This window comes from Ignavibacteriales bacterium (genome assembly GCA_015709675.1).
Lineage (GTDB): Bacteria > Bacteroidota > Ignavibacteria > Ignavibacteriales > Ignavibacteriaceae > H2-BAC3.
Genome location: CP054182.1, coordinates 3253862 through 3278676, shown reverse-complemented (window position 1 = coordinate 3278676; position 24815 = coordinate 3253862). Strand labels below are relative to the sequence as shown.

Genomic DNA, 24815 nt, shown 5'->3' with positions numbered 1-24815 from the left:
TACCTTATTGTTAATTTAGTATTATCCGTTTATTAACTTTTTGAGCCATATATGAAAAAGCCAGCAGCACTGAAAGAAGGGGATCTGATTACCTTTATATCTCCATCCTCAAAACCGTTTGATATGGAGAGAATTCCCAGAGCCGTATCGTATTTTGAGAAAAAGGGCTATCAGGTGCTCGTTGGTAAAAATGTGGGGAAAGAGAGCGGATATCTGGCCGGAAATGATACGGAGCGGATTGATGATATCAGGCAGGCATTCAGCAATAAGCAGGTAAAAGCTGTGTTTTGCCTGAGGGGAGGGTATGGCGCTCCCCGGCTCCTTAAGAAACTACCCTACGAGAAAATATCCGGTCAGGCACGAATCTTTTCCGGTTACAGCGATATAACCTCACTCCAGATGGCGTTTTACACACAATCAAAGTTCATTACTTTTGCCGGACCAATGCCTGCGGTTGATTTCCATTCAGAAGTTGACCCGGTCACAGAAGCATCATTTTTCAGGGCAATAACTTCAGGTGAAAAAAATCTGGATATTCTGGGTGAATTTCCTGCCCATGAAGCGGAATTTATTGGAAAAGGCACCGCTGAAGGACGGCTGATCGGGGGTAATCTTGCACTGTTAACTGCCCTGGCAGGTTCTAAATACCTGCCCGATTTCAGGGAGAAAATCCTCTTTATTGAGGATGTTGGTGAAAAGCCCTACCGGATTGACCGGATGCTTAATCAGTTTGAACTAATGGGAGAACTGAAAAAGCTAAATGCCATAATCCTCGGTCAGTTTACCGATTGTGAAGAAGAACCGGATAAACCAACGCTTTCAATTGAAGAGGTATTTGAGCGGTATATCTACAAACTGAAAATTCCAGTAATAAGGAATTTCCCGCATGGTCATATAAAAAAGAATATTACTCTGCCCGTGGGCGCCAAAGTACGGATTGACTTCTCAAAAAAGAAGTTTACTGCCCTTGAGAAAGTAGTTTCCTGACCTCAGACTGTATATATCCGTTTTCAAACAGGGCATAGACATTTTTACCGGGACAGCTTGTTTTTGCATAGTCCCGGTGCGTTCTGATTGAATCTGCCGGTATATTAAATTTTTCGCAGTTCATGGCGAGCATTTTTACCAGAGTTCTGATCTGGGGTTCTTTGGTTTCCTCGACCTCGAAATTTCCAATCAGGGAGATTAGCAGATGACCTGTGGGGTCATATTCTGTACCGGTTTCTCCCACGGTAAAAACATTTCGCCCTTCGTAAACTTTTCCGGAATAATCAATAATATAGTGGTAGGGGATATCTGACCAGTTTCTGTCAGGGCCCATGCCCCATTTCTGCACCCGGGCCAGAAAGTTACCCGGGCTGCCTTTGCTGCTGTCGAACTTTGTTCCCTCATGGTGCACGGTAATCCTCTCCGGCACGTGTGAGGCGTAAGGTTTAGGGGGCAGGGCATTCCACCCCTCACGGCTGATGAATTCCAGTTCATCTGAAGCGGGAGTTCCCGCACAGCCGGTTACACTGATGAGGATATATAGAGAAAGCGGTATAAGAAAATACTTAAAGTTTTTCATGGTAAATAAAGTACATGGGATTAATTTCTAAAATACACTGGTCAACTGCCTCGGCTGACTCAAACAATCCGAATACTGAAGATCCGGAGCCGCTCATCTGAGTATATATAGCTCCTGAGTTCTTCATCGTATCCTTCAGTTCTTTTACTTCCGGATGACTCTCAAATACAGGAAGTTCGAAGTCATTACTCAGCCATGGAGTCAGTTCCGTCAGATGAATATGCTGTTTCGATATAAGGGATGTAAGACTTTTTTCCGGCCGGCGCGGGGTAACCTTGGAATATGCCCATCCGGTAGGAACATGAATACCAGGATTAACCAGAAGCAGATAATATGCTGCAAGTGATAACTTAATCTCCGTAAGAATTTCACCGCGTCCTTCCCCAAGTGAGGGATAGGGTTTAAGAAAAAAAGGTACATCACTCCCCAGTGCCAATGCCATTTTTTCCATTACTTTTTTCTCAATCTTCAGCTGAAAAAGTTCATTCAATGCCATAATAGTTGTTGCGGCATCAGAACTTCCTCCGCCAAGACCGGCTCCGGTGGGTATAAGTTTTTCAAGATGAATCTTCACAGGAAGCGGTTTTCTGGTTATCCGTTCAGTCAGCCGCATTGCCTTCATAATGAGGTTGTCTTCCGGTGAGGGTGTCAGCCGGGGCGCGGATGAGGTGAACTCTGCAGTATCACTCTTTGTAAAGGTCAGTATATCATGCAGCTTTATGGGGATGAAGAGTGTTTCAATATCATGAAAACCGTCATCGCGCTTTTTTACAATGTTAAGCCCGAGATTAATTTTTGCATGAGCTTCGCGTTTTATTGAATCCACTCTCAGGAGTCCTTCTTCAGATAAGCCTGATTAAGGTTTTTTGCTTCCTTCCAGGCACCGCTGTTGTAATAATTCATAGTCTCGTTTACAATGCGGTCAAGATCAATCATCTGAATGCACTCCAGATTATACGGACAGCTTTTTTTCCAGCAAGGGGCACAGAAAAGATCTTCGGGGAAAAGTTTCACGCCTCTGCCGTATAAATCTATTTCAGTCCAGCAGCTAAGACCGAACCATGCAATGACGAATTTTTTTAATCCGATTGCAAGATGCATCCCGAAGGAGTCTCCAGTAATCACCACATCAGCCAGGTTTTCATAAACGATACCCTTCCTAACCCCGTCTGTGGATGGTGTATTTATCACTTTATCTCCGAAAGGAGCGGCTATTTGCAGATTTCTTTGCGTATCCTCAGGCCCGCCAAACAGGGCAATTTTAACATCCGGATATTTCAGAAACGAGTAGAGAAGATTCTGATGCTGTTCGACGGTCATTTTTTTGTTCGGGAAAAGTTCCGAACAGCCGGTGTTGAATCCGATTACAAAATCATCCTCACTTATCTTTACTTTCTGCCGGTATTCATGGAAATATGCAATTTCCTGTTCAGAGAGATTGAGTATATACTCATCGTTAACGAAATCAATTTCGAATGTTTCGGCGAGATAATCCTGCCCTGTCCGGGTATTTTCCCGGAACTTAAAATGATCATCCATACCGAGCCGGAAGTTATACTCAGCCCCCTTATTCAGCGGAATAATTTTTCCGTTCGGATCAAGCCCGAATCCGAGTTTGTGTTTGCCGGGGACAAGGTTAAGTATCGCGCATGATCTCTGCGATTTATCCGAACACATCACATAATCGAACTCCATTGACTGCAATATCGAAAGGGATTCAAAATCATACGGAAGCACTTTATCTATAAGAGGATTATTCTGAAGCAGGGGAGCTGCTATTTTCAGAGTGATCCAGTAGATGGTTGAATCAGGGAACTTGCGCTTCAGCCCCGGCAGCCGGGCAGTGGTCATTACCACATCTCCCATTGCATCAAGATTGATTATAAGGATTTTTGCACCGACCGGAATGTGGTCTTTGCAGCCGTCTTCCCAGCAGTTATGATCACCAAAACAGGGTTTATAGCCGTTGAATCGTTTACAGGATTGTGCTTCTTTTGGCATGTATATATTTTTCAAGAAATGGGTTAAACTTTGTAATAACTTCTTCAAAGCTGATATTGTCAAGATTTGGCTCTTTCGTAATTACAGCTTCGTAATCATTGTTATATGGATACCAGACAACATCGGTGGTATTATACCAGACATACAGTCCGAAGACCGGTTTGCCAAACATGGATGCCAGATGGATGGTGGCGGTATCAGGGGAAAACAGCAAATCAATGTATTTGAAAAGGGCGGCAAATTCCTCAAAAGACGGAGTGGTAATAATCCGCTTTTTCTCGGTTGTGACTGCTTCCGCGAATATCCTGTCTTTTGGGTCAGAAATGACGATATACTCAAGCTCCTTCTTCTCAAGCCAGCGGATAAGCTGTATATACCGGTCAGTACCCCAGTAACGTGCCGGGCTTCCGGCGCTGATATTCACCGCCAGGAGCAGACGGTCTGGTTTACGGAATTCCTTCAGTTTTTCTGCTGCACTGCAGAATGCCTCATCGGATATGCTTAAACTGATCTTCAGTTCTGACGGCTCAGGGTTGAATCCGAAAATGGTACTGAGGGCAGCGCAGCGTTCAATAACATGTGTTGCGGATGGGTCTTTTTTCGTTACCGTATGCGTGAACAAGGGGGCGGTTATTTTTTCGAGAGCCGCTTTTACCGGTATCTGAAGAGAACCGATCAGCATGCTGACGGTATTTGATACATCGTCGTGAAGATCTATAACCGCATCAAATTTTTCTTCCTCAAGTTTCCTTGTTAATTCTCTCAGCTTTTCAGGTTTTTTTTCGTAGATATATACCTGATAAATATCAGGGTGATTTTTAAATACAAAGTGATTCTTTTTATCAGCCAGCATGGTGAGTTGTGCACCGGTATACTTTTTGAGCAGCCGGATAAACGGAGTAGTAACCAGTGCATCACCTATTTTGTTCAGCCTGATTAACAGGACCTTGCTTTCAGAGGTGAGCCGGAATGGAAAACCTTTGTCAGGCGCCTTATGGGTTGCAATGTATGTTTTGAGAATAAGCCGTTTTACGGTTTTTTCAACACCTTTGATAAGTTCAGACATTGCCGCTGCTCCCGGTCATTTGCTGATAAGCAAGTACAACACTTTCCACGGGAATCTGCCGGAAACATTCATGCTGTCTGGGGCATTCAAGCAGATTGCAGGCAATACAGTCAAGGTCTTCGATTCTGAAATAACGGTTGTTTTTGCCATACGGTCCCTGCAAACGAGGGTCAGTCGGTCCAAAGAGACCCAAAACCGGAGTTCCGACCGCTGAAGAGATATGCATTGGCCCGCTGTCATTGGCAATCATTCCTCTGCATTTTTTTATGAGCGCTGCCATTTCAGTAATGCTGCATTTTGGGGCAAGATCAAATCTTCCCGCGGAAAGGGAGTGAATTTTTTCAGCATCCTTTTCATCTCCTGGTCCCCAGAGGATAAGTATCCGGTTATTTAGTCTTTTCTGAACAGCATCAGCGATTTCATAAAGCACTTCCGGATCGCATTTCTTCGATTCCCATCCGCCGGTAGGGGAGATTCCGGTTACCGTTTCTCCGGACTGATATGTTTCCTGCCAGAACCGGTCAGCAAAATCATCGTCTGCCTTATCGGTACCGAAATGCAGTTTTGAGGAGGTAACAGCAATTCCGGCTTTCTCTAAAAATTTCAGATGCAGTTCTGCCGCATGATAAAGAGCCCGTTCCTCAGGTCCAAAGATGTTATACGCATACGACCTGCCCCGGTAGGGGAATCCGGCACGGTATTTCGCCCCTGAAAGAAAAGTAATCAGGGCCGTCCTCGGATTGGAATAGAAATCGAGAATCAGATCATATTTTTCCTGCCTGATATCCGCTATGGTTTTAAGTCCGCCGAATTGCTCCTTTTTTCTGAAAAGGTGAACTTTTTTAATAAATGGGAGCTTTTTCAGGAGTGATTCTGAGGGTTTTTCCGTGAGATAGTGAATCTCCGCCTGAAGGAAATACGCAATTAAGGAATCAAACACAATGCTTGAAAGGACAACATCACCAATGCCTTTTAACTTAATGCAGAGTATTTTCCTGATTCCGTCTGGGGACAGATTCACGCCGGGGAATTCCTTAAGAACAATGATTTCAAAAAGGCAATTTACAATTTTTTATATTTAGATTTCAGATTCAGGAGAATACGAATACCCTAAAATGCCCACAGTATTAGAACTGCTCGAAAAAGTTGATAAATTCTTCGCGGAAAAGGGGATTGAGTCCCCCCGCCTCAATGCTGAACTTCTCCTCGCCGATATTCTTAACTGCAAACGGCTTAACCTTTATCTTCAGTTTGACCGGCCGCTCAAAGATGATGAAGTGAACCGTTACAGAGAATATGTCCGGCGCCGTTCCTTAAGGGAGCCGCTGCAGTATATTATAGGAAAAGTTGAATTCTTCGGACTTGAGTTCAAGGTTAATTCATCAGCGCTGATTCCCCGGCCTGAGACTGAGATTCTTGTTGAAGAGGTGATTAAGTCCCTGTATGAAACTGACTCCCCGGTTATTATTGACATTGGTACCGGTTCCGGAAATATCTGCGGTGCTCTTGCCTCAAAACTGATCAGCAGCACGGTTTATTCACTTGATGTGAGTGAAAAAGCGCTCGCCCTGGCTGAAGAGAATATCCGGGCTCTTAACCTGGAGGGGAGAGTACATCTGATGAAACAGGATATTCTTCAGGAAAACCTCCCGGAACTGCCAAAGGCGGATAGAATTGTCTCCAATCCCCCCTATGTGCCGGAAAGTGAATATAATACATTGCAGGAAGAAATAGTTAAATACGAACCTCGCGGTGCGGTGACTGATGAATCAGACGGAATGAAATTTTACAGCCGGATCACCCGGTTTGCCGCTGAAAACCTGAAACCCGGAGGAAGTCTCTTTTTTGAACTTGGTTATAATTCAGCTCAAAAAGCAGAAGAAATTATGAAAAGCTGCGGGTTCACCGGTATCAAAATAACAAAGGACTATTCCGGAATTAACCGGGTCATCTCGGGGATGTATCCATGAGAGCACTGCTTCAGCGGGTAAGCCGGGGGGGAGTGGATATACCAGAGGACGATTATTCCGCATCCATCGGGAAAGGACTTGTGGTGCTGCTGGGTGTTAAGCACAGCGATACCGAAGCGGACGCGTTATATCTCGCTGATAAAACCGCCGCGCTCAGAATTTTTTCAGATGATGAAGGGAAAATGAACCTCTCTGTTACGGATATTGCTGGTGAAATTCTTGTAATATCACAATTCACCCTTTATGGTGATGGTTCAAAAGGAAACAGACCCGGTTTTACTGATTCAGCAAAACCTCCTGTTGCAATTCCGCTGTACGAAAAGTATATACGCCGTCTCAGAGATATTTTAGGGGATGAAAAGATTAAAACGGGAATCTTCGGGGCAATGATGAGTGTGGAGATTATTAATGACGGGCCGGTGACCATAATGCTTGAGAGCAAAAATCCTTGAGCCGCATCCTTGTGCTCTTTATTGATGGCGTGGGGATTGGGGAGAATGATCCCGCGAAGAATCCATTCTTCTCAGGAAGATTTAATTTTTTTAATGAGTTTTTCGGAGAAACTCCTCATCTGCAGAAGCAGTATTTATCAGGGGAGAATATTGAACTTTTTCCTCTTGACGCACGTATGGGAATTGAAGGAATTCCTCAGAGCGGTACCGGTCAGACATCAATTTTCTGCGGTGTAAATGCACCTGCTCTGATAAATCAGCACTTTGGGCCGTTTCCTTATTCAACACTTATTCCGGTTATTAAAGAAGAGAATATCTTTATTGATTTTCTTAAAAGGGGACAAAAACCATTTTTTATGAACTCATATCCTCAGGTATTTTTTGATTACCTGAACTCAGGCAAAAGCAGGCTCAGTGTAAGCACCTTAAGCTACCGCTCAGCAGGGCTTGAACTGAACACCGCCGATGATGTCCGGAGGGGTTACTCGCTCTCCGCTGAGATTACCAATCGTGTATGGCGCGAGCGGCTGAAATATGAGGATATATCGTTAATTACTCCGGAAGAAGCCGCCGAAAGGCTTCTCCAAAGAACTGCTGAACATGATTTTACCCTCTACGAATTCTTCCTGACAGATCACCTCGGACACGGAAGAATTCCGCATGACTTTGATATCGTTTCATCTGATCTTGACCGCTTTCTGATCCATATATTCAAAGAATATAGCAGGGAGGAAACGGATATTCTGCTTTGTTCAGATCACGGCAATTTTGAAGATATAACCATCAAAGCTCATACCCGTAATCCGGCTCTGGGAATTGCGGCAGGAAAGAATGCCGGACGCCTGCGGGACCGGATATCTTCACTTTATCAGATAAAGCAGGCGCTGCTGGAATTGTAATACATGAACTATCCGCTGATTCCGGTAACCATTGCCCTTGTCATGGGAATTCTTTCAGCGGATATTTTGCAGACCGGTTTTACTGCTCATGCACTACTCGTCTCAATTTTTCTTGCTGCTACTCTGATTATTTTCCGCTGGCGCCGTGAGTTTGTATATATTCCGGTTCTGGCAGCATCATTTTTCCTTGGTGCCGCCCGCCATGAACTGGAAGAACAGAATCAGCCTGCACCGTTGTTCCTTGATTATTTTATCCGGGATATTAAGATTCATGGAACAGTCTCCTCCTGCGAACTGCCAGCCAGTGGCAACCTCAGTTTTTCGGTGAAACTTGATTCAGTCACGGGAAATGGTAAAACATTTTTTTCAGGCAGCACGCTTCTGGTTAGTATGTATGAAGACAGCAGCAAGAAATATAACGGGTTAAAACAAGTTAAACCGGGGGATAAGGTCGTGTTACCGGGCAACTATTACCGTTTGCGTTCACAGGCGAATCCTTATGCATTTGATGAGGAGTTCTATTATAGAAATCAGGGATATGCCGGCCGCTTCCGTGTAACGAAGCCGGATTCAGCAGTGATTACCGGAGGATCCGGATACTACTATGAACGGATGGTACATCAGGTGAGAAAGTCTTCGGATTCATTGCTAAATTCAACTTTCTCCGCGGATACCTATGCACTTCTGAGAGGACTTCTTCTTGCTGACAGAAGCGAGATAGATATACAGACAAGGAAGGAATTCAGAGATGCCGGAGTGATACATGTGCTGGCGGTATCCGGTTTGCACATGGGTTTTATAGCGTTCCTGTTCAGTCTGATATTCACCCGGCTGGGGCTGGTGAAACGTGATATAGGCACCATCGCCGGAGTTATTTTTTTTCTTGCGGTAACGGGATTTGTCATTACTGCGACACGCGCGGGTATCATGATTATCCTTTATCTCATCGGAAGGATCTGGCAAAAAGATCCCGACCCTGTTCATACTGTCTTTACTGCCGCCATGCTTATTCTTCTCTGGAACCCTTTTGAGATATATACCGCGGGATTTCAGCTCTCCTTTTCTGCGGTGCTGGGGATTCTGTTTTATATTAAACCGCTGGGTGATACGTTTCGTGTATATAAAATTAAATCATCTTTCCTTAAAGCAACTGCTGATCTGATGCTGGTCTCTGCTGCTGCACAGGCAGGCATATTCCCGTTCCTCCTGTATCATTTTGGCAGTGTTTCACTTATTTCCCCCTTATCCAATCTGATTGTAATTCCGCTTACGGCATTGATCATGTCAGGCGGATTGCTTTCAGCATTTCTAGCAGTTATTTCAGGAGGCACAATCCTCTTTACCGCTGACGCGACGGAGTTTCTTAATTCACTTCTTACCGGTTCAGCGGCATTTTTTGCCGGGGCCGGTTTCATGATCTGGAAAGTCGAACAAATAAGTGTACCGTTAATCTTGCTATTTATGGGGCTGGCCTGGCTTATCCGGTACTGGCTGACTGCTGAGGAAATGCGCTATCAGGTAAGGATCATTCTCACGCTGCTCACCATGAGTTCTGTTTTTTTTATCGCACGGAACAGCGGAAGCATTTTTGAACAAGGAAAACTTGATGTTCTCTTCCTTGATGTCGGGCAAGGTGATGCTGTTCTCGTTTCAACCCCCGGGGGTGAAAAGTGGCTGATTGACGGGGGAATGTTAAACAAATTCAGCAGTGCCGGAGAATACAGGATCATGCCGTTTCTCGAACGGACGATGATTGACCGGATAGACTATGCCCTTCTTTCACACTATGATTCAGATCATTACGGCGGGATAGCAGTTCTTTTAAAAGAGGGAAGAATTGGTACCTTAATTATGCCTCCTGAAGAACCAGGAGAAGGATCGGACGATGCTCTTAGAAATCTTGCTCTGATAAATAACACAAGGATAATAACCGCCACGGATACAGTAATTCACTCAGGAGGGGCCGCATTCTGTCTTATGACACCTCCGGGAGAACTCCCCGCGGATGAAAAGAAGTCCAATGAAAGAAGTATTTCCCTTAAATTAGTATATGGTAAAACTGCATTTCTTTTCACCGGAGATGCACCGGTAAAGACAGAAAGAAATCTGGTAGAAAAGTTCGGCGGATTTCTTGATGCAGATATATTCAAAGCCGGACATCACGGAAGCAAGTCCTCCACAGGCGTGGAGATCCTTGCGGCGGCATCTCCTGAGTATGTCGTCTTTAGCAGCAGTCCCGGAAACCGGTATAATCATCCGGCTGATGAAGTATTACAGCGGGTGAAGGATGCCGGAAGTATGATAGCAAGGACGGACCGGGAAGGGGCGCAGCTTTTTACCAGTGACGGAAGCAAAGTTCATAAGAGAGTATGGAAATAAAAAAGAATAATTTGGTTATAGGAATTCTCGGCGGAGGTCAGCTTGCTAAAATGTCCCTTTTGGCTGCTGCTCAGTTAGGATTTGAATGTGCAATTCTGGAAAAACAGTCAGCTTCACCGGCAGGAAAGCATACCCGTTTTGAGTTTACCGGTCAGGTAAGTGACACTCAGGTTCTGGATAGTTTTATTCACGCCTCCGATGTGGTAACACTCGAAAGTGAGTTTATAGATCCCGCGTATCTTTCCTATATAGAAAGCAAAGGCAAAAAAGTTTTTCCTTCCGCGGCTACACTTTCACTGATCCAGGATAAATATATACAAAAGACCACATTCAGGGATGCAGGAGTTCCGGTCGCCGGATTTGTACAGGCTGACGGTGAGCCCTGTTACGCTCAGCTTTCCGCAATCCTCGGAGAAAAGTTTCTACTGAAGAGCAGAACAATGGGGTATGACGGATATGGGAACGCGCTTGTTACAGATGAAGAATCACTCATGAGAGGGTATCAAAAACTCAGGAGCCGGAATTCATCTTTAATGGCTGAGGAGTATATACCATTTGTAAAAGAACTTGCCGTCATGGTCGTAAGAACGGGAAGTGAGACTGTCTTTTATCCCGTAGCAGAAACCATTCAGGAGCACCATATCTGCAAGGAGGTACGGCTTCCTTCTGGAATCACACCAGGACAGGAATCTGAGGTACGGGATATGGTCACGAGAGCGTTAGATGCCATTGCCGGGGAGGGTATATTCGGATTTGAATTATTCCTGCTTGCGGATGGAAAAATACTTGTGAATGAAGTCGCACCCCGCCCTCATAACTCCGGTCATTACACCATTGATGCATGTGTTACATCGCAATTTGAAAATCATATCAGAGCCGTTGCAGGACTTCCGCTAGGTTCACCTGAACTTCTTAAATCACACGTGATTATGGTTAATCTGCTGGGCAGAAGAAACGGTCCGGGTTTTCCGGGTAACTATCAACTGCCTCTGCATGATAAAGATGTTAAACTGCACGTGTACGGAAAAGAGGAATCACGTCCGGGAAGAAAAATGGGGCATATCACATTAACAGGAAGCTCGGATGATATATATCAGCGGGCATCAGCAATTGAAAAGGAGACCGATATATGAAAGCAGAAATGAAAAATCCCGTTGTCGGAATAATAATGGGAAGTGATTCAGACCTTCCCGTGATGAATGAGGCAGCTGAAGTACTCAATGAGTTTAAAGTTTCCTATGAGGTGAAAATTGTCTCCGCTCACCGCACACCCGACCTGATGGCTGATTATGCTTTGAAGGCAAGAGACCGGGGGATTAAGGTGATTATTGCCGGGGCAGGAGGCGCTGCCCATCTGCCCGGTATGACTGCTGCCTATACAACACTTCCGGTAATCGGAGTGCCGGTAAAAGGGAAGTCTCTTGACGGTCTTGATTCACTTCTTTCCATTGTACAGATGCCGGGGGGAGTGCCTGTTGCAGCGGTTGCGATTAATCAGGCAAAGAACGCGGGCCTGCTGGCAGTTCAGATTCTTGCGCTTGGTGATGAGGTGCTGGCTGAAAAACTCGCGGTCTATAAAAAGAATCTGCACCACGAGTCAGCGCAGAAGAATTTTTTACTCAACCTTTGAAGAGATAGCGGCTACTTCTTCATCAGGATGCTCCTGCTGAGGGCCCCCGATGATTTTCTTATCATTAAAGGTAAGGAAAACTGTCTGATCGTTTTTTCTTTCCGTGCATGCCGCAAAGGAACAAAAGCGGCACATGGTATGATCACAGTGATCAAGATGAATCTTTATTTCAGTCGGATTATGCAGAGCGTTCACTTCCTTAAGAATGGCTATCTCCTCGGAATGTGTCTGCTTTATCGTGAAGTAATAGGGGACAACCAGATGAAAATCCAGAAATAATTTATTCCCCGATCTTCGAACCCTGAGCTGGTGTATATCAATCCAGAAATCTTTTTTTATGGAAGCAATCTTATCACAAATGCGTTTTAACATCTCCGGGTCCGAAGCATCCATAAGTCCGTTAAAAGAATCCCGTACCAATTTCGAGCCCGTAAAAATAATATTCGTGGCAACCAGAATTGCAAAAATAGGATCAAGTATTGTATATCCGGTCAGCATCACCAGGCCGATGCCCACCACCACACCGAGACTGGTCCAGGAATCGGTAAGTACGTGTTTGCCGTCGGCAATCAGCGTAATCGAATTATATTTTTTTCCTGTGTGAATAAGATACCAGCCCAGGAAAACGTTGATGACTGCTGCAGCGATAACGATATATAAACCGATATCAAGTTTTTTAATTGCTATTCCAAAGATCAGATCGTGAATCGCGGCATACATGATAGCGATTGCGGCAACAATAATGAGCAGCCCTTCAAAACCGGCGGAAAAGAATTCAATGTTGCCATGGCCGTAGGGGTGGCTTTCATCTTCCGGGCGTGAACTGATAATGATGCTGATAAAAGCAATCCCAGAGGCAAAAATGTGAACTACTGATTCGAGTGCATCGGAATATATAGCAGCTGAATTGGTAATCAGGTATGCGCTCATTTTGCCGGCAAGCATCAGGAAGCCGGTAATCAGAGCGGCAAGCGCGGCATTTCTGGTTGCCTTATTTTGCTTCATTCTGTAAATCCGGGGTGAGAGATATCTTGTAACTCAAAAATAAAAAGACCTTAAATATAACGGGAATTTCTGAGAAACAATAAATGATTGTAAAAATCCGAAGGTATTTCAAGTACTGAAATATTTTTAAGTCAATTCTTCCGTTAGTAACATCACTTTTCATGCCATAATATTAACAGTTCGGTAAAAGAAGCGTGGAGTGTATGAGCAGAAAAAAAGTAAAAAACTAAAAAAAACACTTGTGAAGATTCACGATTTTTCCTAACATTGAATAATTGGATAAATAATTCCAAAATGCAGCATTATTCATTTAACTTAAAAGAAGGAACTCGATGAAGAAGTTTTTCTTTACACTTTTTGTTCTGTTTGTTTCATCGGCAGTGGTTATCAATGCAGGTGAATATCAGAAGACTGGTCCTAAGCCGTCAGCCAACGGCCAGGTAAACATTGTTAATGGTCCTGGTCTCAGTACTCCGTTGAGTGCTGTTTCTGAATCATTTGAAGGCGCTACTTTCCCTCCGGCAGGATGGACCAAACTTTCACCTGACGGCGGTACAGGCTGGACCCGTATTACTGTTGGAACAACACCTCTTCCGGGATGGAATGGCGGTACTGCAACACCATTTTCAGCTACCAGCGGCGTTGGTATGGCTTATGTTACCTGGAATACAGGCGGCGCTACCTCTAATGATCAGTGGTTAATTACCCCTCAGATTACCAATGTAGGGCCTGGCTATCAGATTTCATTCGCAGTCAGAAAATTCTCCAACTATGCTGATAACCTTGATGTGAAAATTTCCACAACAGGAAACACAGCAACCACTAACTTCACGATCAACGTTGCTACTATAGCTTTTGCTGCAGCGGATACCGGCTGGATGTTAAAAACCTACGATATCGGCAGCTTAGTACCGGCTAACTCAAGCATCTATGTTGCTCTCCGCGAAAGAGTTGCTGATAACTTTAACGACGGTGATGCTCTCATGGTTGACGAGTTTTACTGCGGTATGGTTGTTCCGGTGGAATTAACCTCATTCAAAGCAGCTGCTGTTGGCAACGATGTTCAGCTTAACTGGGCAACTGCAACAGAAGTAAACAACAGAGGATTTGAAGTTCAGAGAAAAACCTCTAACGGTGATTTCGTGAGCGTTGGCTATGTAGGCGGCAACGGAACAACAACAGACAGAAAAGAATATTCGTTTGTTGACAAAAACGTATCTGTTGGTTCATACAGCTATCGCCTGAAACAGGTTGATTTTGACGGCCGTTTTGAATATTCATCAGCAGTTAATGTTGATATCGAAGCTCCTGCTAAATTCGAACTCAGCCAGAACTATCCTAATCCATTCAACCCTTCAACCAAAATTAACTTTGGTCTGGAAACAGATGCACAGGTTAAGCTGAGCGTATTCAATATTCTCGGTCAGCAGGTTGCAGTGCTTGCAAACGGATTCATGACCGCTGGCAATCATTCAGTTACTTTTGACGCAAAGAATCTTACCTCAGGTATCTATATGGCTAAAATTGAAGCTGTTGGAACCAACGGAAAGAACTTTACTTCATTCATTAAGATGACTCTTAATAAATAATTTTCCTATTTTCCGGCGCTCTCTGCTTTTGCGGAGAGCGCTCCTTTGTTCTTAATTTTTTGTGTTTTTTTTCTGGTCTGAAACTTCGGCTAGAGTTCTTTTAGTCAGATCAGCTCTTCCAATCTTATATTTGTGTGTTGACGGTTCTAACCGTTTCCCGTTCATTTGTTCTGGTAAACTTTAAATTAATTTTTTTATAAGGATAGGTTTTATGAGAAGAATGTTACTGTTTTTTATCTGCACAGTTTTTAGCATATCAGTTCTCCATGCCCAGAATGACCAGGCTGTCATTGGAATTCCAAGCATTAAACTGAATCAGATAAGTGCTCCTCTTACTGAATCAACAGAAGGTCTTTTATTCGATAATGGTCCTCTTGTTTCTCTCCCGGCAGGCGGCTGCTCAGGCGGTGACGCAAGTATTTTAGACGGCACAGTCGGCGGTCACACCCTTTACGGATGGGGAGCAAACCGTAATGCAAACTTTTATATGGCTGATGATTTTACCAATACACAGCTCTGGACACTGGATTCTCTTAAGTTTTTTACCTATCAGACAGGTGCAACAGCCGTTACCATTAACGGTGTTTATGTTCAGATCTGGTCAGGAAATCCCTCAGCAGGCGGTTCAGTAGTTTGGGGTGACACAGTTACAAACAGACTGGCCGTTGCAAGACTTTCCAACATCTACAGAGCTCAGTCAACTACTCCAACAAATTGTGACAGAAGAGTAATGGAAGTTATTGCTACATGTAACGCTATTCTCCCTCCTGGTACCTATTGGGTACAGTGGGGCCTTACAGGCACATTAGCCTCTGGTCCTTGGGTACCTCCTGTTACCATCCCTGGTCAGGCAGTTACCGGTAACGCTCAGCAGAAAGGCCCGAACGGCTGGACTGCTGCTCTCAATGGAACTACTTCCGCCAACGGCGCTCCGTTCATTGTATATGGCTCAGACAACATCGTTCCTGTTGAACTCACCTCATTCGCAGCATCTGTCATCGGTTCAACCGTTGAACTGAAATGGACAACCGCTTCTGAAGTTAATAACAGAGGATTCGAAGTTCAGAGAAAATCTGCTGATGGTTCATTCCAGAGCATCGCTTTTGTTGCCGGCAACGGAACAACCACCGAAGTAAGAGAATACCTCTATGCTGATAAAAATGTTGTTGAAGGCAGCTACAGCTATCGCCTGAAACAGGTTGATTATGACGGAAGATTTGAATACTCAGCAGCTATTGAAACTGAAGTTTCAGCTCCGGCAGTATTTGAACTCAGCCAGAACTATCCTAATCCGTTCAACCCGTCAACGGTTATCAATTTCGGACTGGAATCTGATTCAAAAGTAAAGCTTGCTGTTTATAATGCACTCGGCCAGCAGGTCGCTGTTCTGGTGAACGGCTCAATGCAGGCAGGCAGCCACAGCGCTGAATTTAACGCTTCTTCACTTCCTTCAGGTATATATATTGCCCAGATTGAAGCAGTTGATGCCGCTGGAAAAATCTCCCGCGCAGCAATTAAAATGACCCTTAATAAATAATTTTTCCGGAAACCCTCCGGAAATATTTCCGGAGGGTTTTCCATTTTCTGATACTGACCCTGTGAACAGGGGTCATAAAACTTGTGTTCTAAAAAAGATTTTAACGGATATAAACTGCAGATGATGCGGTTCAATGGCCTTTGAAATTTACAACTCATCAATAATTAATTAAAGGAAGGATTCAATGAAAAGAACCTTTTTACCATTTTTCATTCTTCTCCTGCTTTCAATGAACCTTATGGCTCAGGATAGCAGAGAAATATCTCCTGAACTGAGAGGATTTACTCAGAGCAACCCCACTGAGGCAATGTGGGATGTTGTATTTGATGTAAATATCCAGGCTGCAACAGGCGGAGCATTAGGACATGCCGGAGTTGTCTGGATTCCTACATTACAGCAGTTTTGGGTTTCCCGCTGGGCCTCTGGTTCAATCATAGTTTTCAATGCTGCCGGAACGGCAGTTGACTCATTTGTCACTTCAGGATTTACCGGTACACGCGGTCTTACCTGGGATGGTGAATTTGTTTATGCAGTTGCTAACACTGCAGCTATCAGAAAAATTGATCCGGCTACCAGAGCAACAGTGGCTACCATTACAACTCCATCTACGGTTACCGGTCGTTTCGTAAGCTTCGATCCTACCGCTGACGGCGGAAATGGCGGTTTCTGGATGGGTAACTGGAATGCCGGCAATCTCAATTATTATCTTGTCAGCAGAACAGGTGCTCTGCTCACGCAGATAAATAATACTGCTATTACAGGAACCTATGGTCTTACCTGGGACGGCAGATCACCGGGTGGTCCTTACCTTTGGGTTTGGAGCCAGGGTGCGGGAGCAAACACTCCGCAAAACATAATCCAGATTAGCATTGCTACAGGGCAGCCAACTGGTGTTCAGCACGATGTTCTTACTGATGTTGGTTTAGGTAACGCAGGAGCAATTGGAGGCGGACTTTTCCTTTCAACTGATTTCGTTGCCGGTAAACTTGTTCTTGGCGGTGTTCTCCAGGGTGTTCCTGACAGACTGTTTGCTTATGAACTTCTGACCCTTGATGCCGGTGTTCTTCAGCCATTTAACCTTACCGCTCCTGCTGCCGGTACAGTTGTAACCTCCGTACCTAACTCAACTACCCCGGTAACCATTACCTGGGATACTTCAAGAGCCGGTGCTTCATATAAATGGATTTTCGGAAGTCCTACCGTTCCTCCAAGACTTCTTACTTTCCCTGCAGGTTCTAACTCTTTAACTCTCACACTTGGTCAGATTGACCAGCTGCTTGCTGAAAATGGCGTTCCTCCGGGAGGAAGCGTTGTAGGCCAGTGGGACGTGTGGGCATTCAGAGGCAATTTACCTGACAACGATTCACTGAAAGCTGCAAACGGCCCGAGAGCAATAACTCTGCAGAGAGCTCTCCCGGCTCTTACTCCATTTGCACTTTCCAATCCTGCAAATAACTCAACCGTGGTTACTTCAGTATTTAACGGCACACCTGTTAATATTAACTGGAGAAAATCAGGAGACGGTGTTACTTACAAATGGAAATTCGGAACCGGATTAAAGGGAGTAAATGCAGTAGTACTTACTCTTCCTGCAAATGGCGGCGGATATGATACCGCTCTTACAGTGATTAATAATCAGCTTGACGCTGTTCTCGGAACTCTCGGTGTTAATCCTGGTGACTCCATCAGCGGTCAGTGGGCAGTCTGGGCATATAACGGCCTCGATTCTCTCCGCTCCACCGATGTATTTAACATTACCTTCAAGAGACAGGGTAAGGGCGATGTGCTTATTGCATATGACTCATCCAGTGTTGCATGCCGTGCATCAAAAGATTCAGTTTCTGCATGGCTTAGCGGAAGGGGTATCTCCTTTGACCTCTTCAACAGAGGTACAAACACTTCCACAAATGCAATCTCTTTCAGAGGATATAAAAAGGTGCTCTTCATCGGTGAAGGAACTTCATCAATGTCTATAAGACAGAAAGATTCACTTAAAGCATATCTTTCAAATCCGCCTCAGGGTCAGAGATCTCGAGCCGCTATCTTCTCTGAAGATATCGGTTATAACTATGGCAGATCTGCTTCTACCTATTATGATCTTGATTTCGTTAACAACTGGCTTGGCTGGAACTTTGTTCTTGACAGACCGGCTTCAGGTGCAAACCAGGGCTTAGTTGGTTCACATATCAACTTCAATATCCCTGACAGTACTGTTGGTTCATGGCCTGATGTTATTTCACGTTTTGATCCTAATACCACTCATGACCTCTATAAGTTCAGAGGCGATGGTGCAACTAATGCAATCGGAAAAGTCGGAGCTACCTATACAATCGTAACTTTTGGTGTTGACCTTGAGTCACTCCGTCCTGCGATTGATGGTCCTGGCGGTTCACCAATCGGACGTTTCCTGGATGGCGCTTTCCAGTATCTTGATACAGACGGAACCATTCCTGTTGAACTGACCTCATTCAAGGGCTCAGTAACAGACGGTGTTGTTCGTCTTGAGTGGACAACTGCTACTGAAGTTAACAACGCAGGATTTGAAATCGAAAGAAAGAGCCAGAACGGTACTTTCCAGAATATCGGATTCAAACCTGGTTACGGAACCACCAGCGAACCAAAAGTATATTCATTCGCCGATAACTCAGTTCCTGCCGGTACCTATATCTACAGACTGAAACAGGTTGACCATGACGGTACTTTCTCCTATAGTCCTGAAGTTGAAGTTGATGTTACAGCTCCTGCTGAATTCTCACTCAGCCAGAACTATCCGAACCCGTTTAACCCTTCAACCACCATTAAGTTCGGTTTAAGAGTTGAATCACGCGTATCGCTCAAAATCTTCAACACTCTCGGCCAGGAAGTAATGCTCCTGATCAGCGAGAACAGAGAAGCCGGCGTTCACTCACTCAGCTTTGATGCTTCAAAACTGAGCAGCGGCGTTTACTTCTACAAGATTGAAGCTAACGGTGTTGACGGTTCAACATTCGCTGAAACTAAGAAGATGATTCTTACCAAGTAAGATTCGTTTCTGAGTTCCTCAGAATTCTTAAACCCGGAGTATGAAAATGCTCCGGGTTTTTTATTTTAAATGAATTCTCCGCTTTCGTAAATTGTCATCCGGCTGGGGGAATTTTCGTAAACAAACTTGTTCTCAATCCGGACAATTCAGGAATAACCGTAATGAAGACCTTCATACTCCTTCTGGTAGGACTTTTCATCATGAATGTGTTTGCCTCAAACACCCCCGTTACAGCAAAAAAGCTTTATAAAAACGGAAAGATTTTTACCTCTGACCTTAAAAACAAGTGGGTGGAGGCAGTGGTAACCCACGGCAACAGGATTGTTTTTGCCGGAAAGGAAAAGGATGCAGCAGCATTCACCGATAAGTCCACAGAGGTGATTGACCTGAAGGGGAAACTGATGCTGCCGGGATTTATTGATAATCACACCCATTTCCTTTCAGGCGGATTCTATCTTGACGGACTTGATCTGCGCGGTGCTAAAAGCACAACAGAGTTTAAGAATATCATCAGAGAGTACGTAAAGAAACATCCCGACGGATGGATAACAGGCGGCAACTGGGATCATGAAGCATGGGAAGTAAAGGACCTACCCAGAAAAGAATGGATTGACGAGTTCACACCAAATCAGCCGGTGATGATTGACCGCTTTGACGGACACATGGCTCTGGTTAATTCCTACGCGCTCAAGCTTGCAGGTATTACTAAAGATACACCAAGTCCTGAAGGAGGACTGATCGTAAAAGATCCCGTCACAGGAGAGCCGACCGGCATGCTGAAGGATAACGCAATGGGTCTTGTATATACGCTGATTCCGGATCACTCCCCTTCAGAATATGACCGCGCGCTTGAACTTGCACTTGCGCATGCAAAAAAGCTTGGAGTTACCAGTATTCAGGACATCACCTACAGAAACGATCTGCTTGCCTATCAGCGATTTGAAAAGCAGGGGAAACTCACCTGCCGGGTATATACACGCCTTCCGGTGTATGAATATAAGAATCTGGTTAATGCAGGAATTACCTATGGCTTTGGCAGTGATCTGCTGAAACTGGGCTCGCTGAAAGTATTTGCTGACGGCTCTCTCGGCAGCAGCACCGCATGGTTTTTTGAACCCTACGACCAGGATACCACCACGAGCGGTCTTCCGAATGACTATGTGATTGACGGCCGCCTGAAAGAGTGGGCAATTGATGCGGATAAAAACCTTCTGCAGCTTTCAGTGCATGCGATCGGAGACAAAGCAAATAAATATATACTTGACCTGTTTGAAGAAATTACCAGTGTTAATCCAAAATGGGACCGCCGTTTCCGCATTGAACACGCTCAGCATGTCCGGTTTGAAGAAATCCCCCAGTTTAAGCGCCTTGGCGTAATAGCTTCGGTTCAGCCGTATCATGCAATAGACGACGGATGCTGGGCAGAAAAGCGGATCGGCAAACGACGGATTCAGTACACCTACCCCTTCAGAAGCTATCTTGACGGAGGAGTGCATCTGGCATTCGGAAGTGACTGGACGGTTGCGCCGTTAAGCCCGATTCTTGGCATTCATGCAGCAGTTACCCGGGCTACACTTGACGGACTTAATCCGGACGGATGGATACCGAATCAGAAAATTTCAGTAGAAGAAGCAGTGCTCAGTTATACTATAACGAATGCTTATGCCGCTTTTGAAGAGAAGGTGAAAGGTTCAATTGAGCCGGGTAAGTTCGCAGATTTTGTGATTCTTGAAAAAGATATTTTTACCATTGCTCCCGAGACCATCAAGGATGTTGAGGTGGCAATGACCGTGTTTGACGGAGCCACAATATATAAGAAATAACTATAACAGGATACGATACGATGAAACAGACCCTGAAGGCAGGGATGAAATATGCCCTGACCATTATCACGATGATGACTTTCTGGTTCCTTTCAACCGGCTTCACCGGTGAGGACGGAAAAACAAAGCATGAAATAAAAAACAATCCGCCTATATATATTGCGTTCCTCTGGCACATGCATCAGCCGATTTACTGGCCGTATGAAAGCATTATCCAGACGCAGCAGAATAACCGCTATCCCTTTAATGTGATAGACATTCATAACTCCCGCACAGGACCCTACACCAGCTGGCCGAAAAACGCGGTGCAGAAGGGGGTAAACGCGAATATGCCTCATTTCGGCGCCCAGGTTAGTTTTTCCGGAACGCTCATTGAAAATCTTAATGCTCTTGAGGTAAACGGCAACGGCAACTTTATTAACTGGAAGTCTCACTGGAATTTCAGTAAGAACCAGAATACCACACTTGGCAACCCGAGAATGGATATGGTTGCCTTCGGATATTTCCATCCGCTGATGGGGCTGATTGATGATCTGGATATACGGAAGCAGATTCAGATGCATAAGCAGATTTTTTCACAGAACTTCCCCGGCCCCTATTCAAAGGGTATGTTTCCGCCGGAGAATGCTTTCACTCCAAGGATGATTCCTTCACTTGCGGCAGAGGGTATCGAGTGGATTCTGGTTGATAATGTTCATTTTGACCGTGCTGCCCAGGGCTATCCCTTTAACACAAGCGGTAATATATATGAACCAAACAAGGCTGATCAGCTTAATCCCAATCCCAATGACTGGGTACAGCTGAACGGACTCTGGGCTCCCACACGCAACTCAGCACGCTGGGGAAGACAGCCCCATTATGTAGAGTATGTTGATCCGCAGACCGGACAAAAAACAAAGATTATTGCAGTCCCGGCAGACAGATATATGGGGAACGAAGACGGCCGCGGCGGTTTTGGGGCACTCAATTATGAAGCGGTCATGAGCCAGCTTGAGCAGTATAACACTGATCCGCAGCATCCGATTTTGATAGTGCTTCACCATGATGGTGATAACTATGGCGGGGGAACCGACAGCTATTACGGAAGTAATTTCCAGAACTTTGTAAACTGGCTGCAGGCAAATCCTTCCCGATTTGTCTGTACCACCATTCAGGATTATCTTGAAATGTATCCGCCCGATCCCAATGATGTCATCCATATTGAAGACGGCTCATGGAGCGGTGCTGATAACGGCGATCCTGAATTCAAAAAGTGGCTCGGCGATCCTGATGCAACTGGTTACAGCCACGATCATAACAGCTGGGGAGTTCTCACAGCAGTAAAGAACTGGGTGCATACCGCGAATCAGATTGACCCAAACAATTCGAATACCATCAATGCATTTAAGTATCTGCTTGTCGGTGAAGCAAGTGATTACTGGTACTGGGACGGATCTCTTGGCGGCATCTGGGACTCTCATCCGACCCGTGCAGCGAATCAGGCATATAACTTTGCACAGCAGGTGACCGGAACTGATCTTACACCTCCAACGGTATTTATTCCTCAGCGTGAGCCATATAATCCTGGCGGGACTGAGTGGGGAATTGCACAGACCAACAACATGAAGGTCTGGAGTTATGTATATGACAAATCAGGGCTTGAATATGTAAAACTGAAATACCGTCTTGATCTTGACGGACAGAATCCGATGATCAGTATTCAGAATGAAACCTATGCCGGCGGTGATGAAGTGGGTGCATGGCAGGAAATTGTAATGACCGGAAAGACCATCCCTTCGCAGACTATTCCGGCACCGGTGATTAAGGCACAGGAGTTCTCCGCAGCCATTTCCGGCCTGAATGATAAACTGGTGGACTATTACATCGAAGCAAAGGATAATAACGGTAATATATATATGTCACCAATTAAGCAGGTCTGGATCGGCGCTAACACCGGCGGAGGCGGCGGTACCGGTGGTACCGTTGTTTCATGGACTCCGACTGCACTTACAAAGAATGATACCATTACGATAAAAGTTACCAATGCATCGCAGGGAGCAAAACTTCATTGGGGAGTGAACAATGTCGGCAATACCTGGACAACCCCGGACACCTCCTACTGGCCTGCAGGAACGGTTAAATTTAATGGGAGTGGACCCGCGGTTGAATCACCATTCCAGGGTCCTGATACATCAGGAACTCTTACCATAAAGATAGGACCGTTTAATAATCCGGTGCAGAATGTTGACAGAATCAATTTCGTTATTCACTACAATGACAATACTTGGAATAATAACAACGGACAGGACTTCCTCATTACGCTCGGTTCAGGCGGCGGCGGGGGAGGTGCAGCTTTTGTGATGGACGGACAGCCTGACGCGACAGCACAGATTGTTGCAACCAACAACGGTGTCAACCTGTATCTTGGCTGGAACGGCAGCGACCTCTATGTTGCAACACAGAGCGCTCAGTCACAGGGGAAGGATGTATTTATCTTTGTTGCAGATTCAGTCCGCGGAATGGTTTCAGCACCATGGGCGAAAAGCGGGCAGGTTGGCGGTTACTCAGCATATCTTGCAAATGAGAGTACCAATAATTATGTGACCTGGGGTGATGCATCTGGTGCAACACTTAAAGCAGCAGGGCAGATTCTGGAAGGCAGCATCAACCTGCAGCAGGAGTTTGGTTTTATTCCTGCCACAGTGAAAATTGCCGTGGGACAGTATCAAACCGCTGACCAGGGTGCGCTGCAAGGGCAGGTACCGTCAGGAAACAGCAACGGTGATATTGAAGCAGGAGAGTATTTCGTTTTTGATTTTGTTCTTTCTTCAGTAAAAGAAGAAATGAACAACCCTGTTAAAGCAGAACTCTCGCAGAATTATCCGAATCCCTTTAATCCTGCAACAGTGATTAGCTATTTTATTCCGGAGCCGGGTGAGGTAAGTCTGCTTATATATGATGTGCTCGGCAATCAGGTTGCAGTTCTTGCGGACGGATATAAAACCACGGGCTATCACACTGCGGAGTTTAACCCCGCGCAGCCTAAACTTTCATCAGGGTTGTATATATACACTCTGCGTGCAGGGAACTCATTACTCAGCAGAAAAATGATGTACTTGAAATAAGATCCGCCGCGGCGGAATGAATAATTATTTTTTTCTTGATTTTAAATTTGAAAAGCTCCGGTTAACAGCCGGAGCTTTTGTTATTCCAATATTGCCCGCACAGACATACTACAATCTGTCTTAAACTCCTGAATGCAACCTCGCGCAAAACCACTAAGCCGTAAAGAATTGAATTTCGTACAGACAGATAACAATCATTCTTCGCCGACATAGATTCATTCTTCGCCAATGGCACGCCGATGATACGGATGCAAAGCAGCTCTGATATCTATGGATCGGAATGAGAAAGCTCAATTGATTCGTACAGACAGATAACAATCTGTCTTTTCCGGCATAGACTCATTCTTCGCCAATGGCACGCGGAAAATACGGATGCAAAGCAGCACGGATATATACGGATCGGAATCTTATCTGAACCCGGTGGGTTCACATCTTGGTTGAAAACAAAACCACCCAACCACCACTCCGATTCCGGAGGAATCGTATATAACAGCTCTAACTAATAAAAACCACCACACAAATAAATTCTCTGTGTTAGAGAGGCATTATCCGTTTAACCGTGCATTACAAAAAAATCATTTTTTTTTGACAATCAATTAGATTCTGCCTAATTTTGTTCCGGCATCAAGAAAATCTTTGCCAATTTCATTTTTCTGGGTAAATGAAATACCTTTTGGGAAGTGATGGGTGAGGAACAAGGGACCGGGTTCATTCCTTTTAATTTCTTAGCCAAGATTTTTAAGAATACTGCAAAACTGCATTTTTTAGCGG

18 protein-coding genes are annotated in these 24815 nt (G+C 44.9%); 12 read left to right on the top strand and 6 right to left on the bottom strand.

The genetic code is table 11. The features are described from left to right. Nucleotides 1-51 precede the first annotated feature (51 nt). On the top strand, nt 52-987 hold the full coding sequence (locus tag HRU80_12735; GenBank protein QOJ29692.1) for an LD-carboxypeptidase: 936 nt from the start codon (nt 52-54) through the stop codon (nt 985-987). Here the strand turns inward: HRU80_12735 and HRU80_12730 are convergent. From HRU80_12730 to HRU80_12710, 5 genes are read right to left on the bottom strand one after another with little or no spacing between them, the layout of a single operon-like run. Further along, the gene (locus HRU80_12730) at nt 959-1567 is read right to left on the bottom strand and encodes an N-acetylmuramoyl-L-alanine amidase (protein QOJ29691.1); all 609 of its coding nucleotides are present in this window, start codon (nt 1565-1567) and stop codon (nt 959-961) included. The genes HRU80_12735 and HRU80_12730 overlap by 29 nt on opposite strands. Beyond that, nucleotides 1554-2384: a 4-(cytidine 5'-diphospho)-2-C-methyl-D-erythritol kinase gene (ispE, locus tag HRU80_12725; protein QOJ30551.1), complete on the bottom strand. Its 831-nt coding sequence runs from the start codon at nt 2382-2384 to the stop codon at nt 1554-1556. Before ispE ends, HRU80_12730 begins: the two co-directional genes overlap by 14 nt. 11 nt (nt 2385-2395) lie before the next feature. Beyond that, on the bottom strand, nt 2396-3568 hold the full coding sequence (locus HRU80_12720; GenBank protein QOJ29690.1) for a glycosyltransferase family 9 protein: 1173 nt from the start codon (nt 3566-3568) through the stop codon (nt 2396-2398). Beyond that, nucleotides 3543-4634 carry a glycosyltransferase family 9 protein gene (locus HRU80_12715; protein ID QOJ29689.1) on the bottom strand — a complete coding sequence of 364 codons (1092 nt, stop codon included), beginning with the start codon at nt 4632-4634 and terminating at the stop codon, nt 3543-3545. The genes HRU80_12720 and HRU80_12715 overlap by 26 nt, the downstream gene beginning before the upstream one ends. After that, nucleotides 4627-5655, bottom strand: coding sequence for a glycosyltransferase family 9 protein (locus HRU80_12710; protein QOJ29688.1), 1029 nt, complete (start codon nt 5653-5655; stop codon nt 4627-4629). The genes HRU80_12715 and HRU80_12710 overlap by 8 nt, the downstream gene beginning before the upstream one ends. A 94-nt stretch (nt 5656-5749) precedes the next feature. Here HRU80_12710 and prmC point away from each other — a divergent pair, with 94 nt between their 5' ends. Genes prmC through purE form a run of 6 tightly spaced genes read left to right on the top strand, consistent with a single transcriptional unit; the run spans nt 5750 to nt 11964 of the window. Continuing rightward, complete coding sequence (prmC, locus tag HRU80_12705) at nt 5750-6604, top strand: peptide chain release factor N(5)-glutamine methyltransferase (GenBank protein ID QOJ29687.1); 855 nt, start codon at nt 5750-5752, stop codon at nt 6602-6604. Next, nucleotides 6601-7056: a D-tyrosyl-tRNA(Tyr) deacylase gene (locus tag HRU80_12700; protein ID QOJ29686.1), complete on the top strand. Its 456-nt coding sequence runs from the start codon at nt 6601-6603 to the stop codon at nt 7054-7056. The genes prmC and HRU80_12700 overlap by 4 nt, the downstream gene beginning before the upstream one ends. Further along, complete coding sequence (locus tag HRU80_12695) at nt 7053-7955, top strand: metalloenzyme (GenBank protein ID QOJ29685.1); 903 nt, start codon at nt 7053-7055, stop codon at nt 7953-7955. The genes HRU80_12700 and HRU80_12695 overlap by 4 nt, the downstream gene beginning before the upstream one ends. 3 nt (nt 7956-7958) lie before the next feature. Further along, on the top strand, nt 7959-10334 hold the full coding sequence (locus HRU80_12690; protein QOJ29684.1) for a DNA internalization-related competence protein ComEC/Rec2: 2376 nt from the start codon (nt 7959-7961) through the stop codon (nt 10332-10334). Next, nucleotides 10325-11467 (top strand): 5-(carboxyamino)imidazole ribonucleotide synthase, encoded by a 1143-nt coding sequence (locus HRU80_12685; GenBank protein QOJ29683.1) that lies wholly within the window; start codon nt 10325-10327, stop codon nt 11465-11467. The genes HRU80_12690 and HRU80_12685 overlap by 10 nt, the downstream gene beginning before the upstream one ends. Nucleotides 11468-11475: 8 nt before the next feature. After that, a complete protein-coding gene (purE, locus tag HRU80_12680; protein ID QOJ30550.1) occupies nt 11476-11964 on the top strand; it encodes a 5-(carboxyamino)imidazole ribonucleotide mutase in 489 nt (162 codons plus the stop codon). Here the strand turns inward: purE and HRU80_12675 are convergent. Then, nucleotides 11950-12969, bottom strand: coding sequence for a cation transporter (locus tag HRU80_12675; GenBank protein QOJ29682.1), 1020 nt, complete (start codon nt 12967-12969; stop codon nt 11950-11952). The two genes, purE and HRU80_12675, sit on opposite strands and share 15 nt — an antisense overlap. A 332-nt stretch (nt 12970-13301) precedes the next feature. On the opposite strand from HRU80_12675, the gene HRU80_12670 reads away from it, so the two are divergent. The 5 genes from HRU80_12670 (at nt 13302) to HRU80_12650 (ending at nt 24044) form a co-directional block, all read left to right on the top strand. Beyond that, nucleotides 13302-14558, top strand: a complete 1257-nt coding sequence (locus HRU80_12670; GenBank protein QOJ29681.1) for a T9SS type A sorting domain-containing protein — start codon at nt 13302-13304, stop codon at nt 14556-14558. 211 nt (nt 14559-14769) lie between these two features. Beyond that, nucleotides 14770-16095, top strand: coding sequence for a T9SS type A sorting domain-containing protein (locus tag HRU80_12665; protein QOJ29680.1), 1326 nt, complete (start codon nt 14770-14772; stop codon nt 16093-16095). A 184-nt stretch (nt 16096-16279) separates the two neighbouring features. Next, a complete protein-coding gene (locus HRU80_12660; protein ID QOJ29679.1) occupies nt 16280-19117 on the top strand; it encodes a T9SS type A sorting domain-containing protein in 2838 nt (945 codons plus the stop codon). 200 nt (nt 19118-19317) lie between these two features. Continuing rightward, nucleotides 19318-20940, top strand: a complete 1623-nt coding sequence (locus tag HRU80_12655) for an amidohydrolase (GenBank protein ID QOJ30549.1) — start codon at nt 19318-19320, stop codon at nt 20938-20940. A 20-nt stretch (nt 20941-20960) separates the two neighbouring features. Further along, nucleotides 20961-24044 (top strand): T9SS type A sorting domain-containing protein, encoded by a 3084-nt coding sequence (locus tag HRU80_12650; protein ID QOJ29678.1) that lies wholly within the window; start codon nt 20961-20963, stop codon nt 24042-24044. Nucleotides 24045-24815: the final 771 nt, after the last annotated feature.

Bases quoted from the DNA above. Each gene is read 5' to 3' on its own strand.
- HRU80_12735 (QOJ29692.1), top strand. From the start codon at position 52: ATGAAAAAGCCAGCAGCACTGAAAGAAGGGGATCTGATTACCTTTATA.
- HRU80_12730 (QOJ29691.1), bottom strand. From the start codon at position 1,567: ATGAAAAACTTTAAGTATTTTCTTATACCGCTTTCTCTATATATCCTC.
- HRU80_12720 (QOJ29690.1), bottom strand. From the start codon at position 3,568: ATGCCAAAAGAAGCACAATCCTGTAAACGATTCAACGGCTATAAACCC.
- HRU80_12715 (QOJ29689.1), bottom strand. From the start codon at position 4,634: ATGTCTGAACTTATCAAAGGTGTTGAAAAAACCGTAAAACGGCTTATT.
- prmC (QOJ29687.1), top strand. From the start codon at position 5,750: ATGCCCACAGTATTAGAACTGCTCGAAAAAGTTGATAAATTCTTCGCG.
- HRU80_12700 (QOJ29686.1), top strand. From the start codon at position 6,601: ATGAGAGCACTGCTTCAGCGGGTAAGCCGGGGGGGAGTGGATATACCA.
- HRU80_12690 (QOJ29684.1), top strand. From the start codon at position 7,959: ATGAACTATCCGCTGATTCCGGTAACCATTGCCCTTGTCATGGGAATT.
- HRU80_12685 (QOJ29683.1), top strand. From the start codon at position 10,325: ATGGAAATAAAAAAGAATAATTTGGTTATAGGAATTCTCGGCGGAGGT.
- purE (QOJ30550.1), top strand. From the start codon at position 11,476: ATGAAAAATCCCGTTGTCGGAATAATAATGGGAAGTGATTCAGACCTT.
- HRU80_12675 (QOJ29682.1), bottom strand. From the start codon at position 12,969: ATGAAGCAAAATAAGGCAACCAGAAATGCCGCGCTTGCCGCTCTGATT.
- HRU80_12670 (QOJ29681.1), top strand. From the start codon at position 13,302: ATGAAGAAGTTTTTCTTTACACTTTTTGTTCTGTTTGTTTCATCGGCA.
- HRU80_12665 (QOJ29680.1), top strand. From the start codon at position 14,770: ATGAGAAGAATGTTACTGTTTTTTATCTGCACAGTTTTTAGCATATCA.
- HRU80_12660 (QOJ29679.1), top strand. From the start codon at position 16,280: ATGAAAAGAACCTTTTTACCATTTTTCATTCTTCTCCTGCTTTCAATG.
- HRU80_12655 (QOJ30549.1), top strand. From the start codon at position 19,318: ATGAATGTGTTTGCCTCAAACACCCCCGTTACAGCAAAAAAGCTTTAT.
- HRU80_12650 (QOJ29678.1), top strand. From the start codon at position 20,961: ATGAAACAGACCCTGAAGGCAGGGATGAAATATGCCCTGACCATTATC.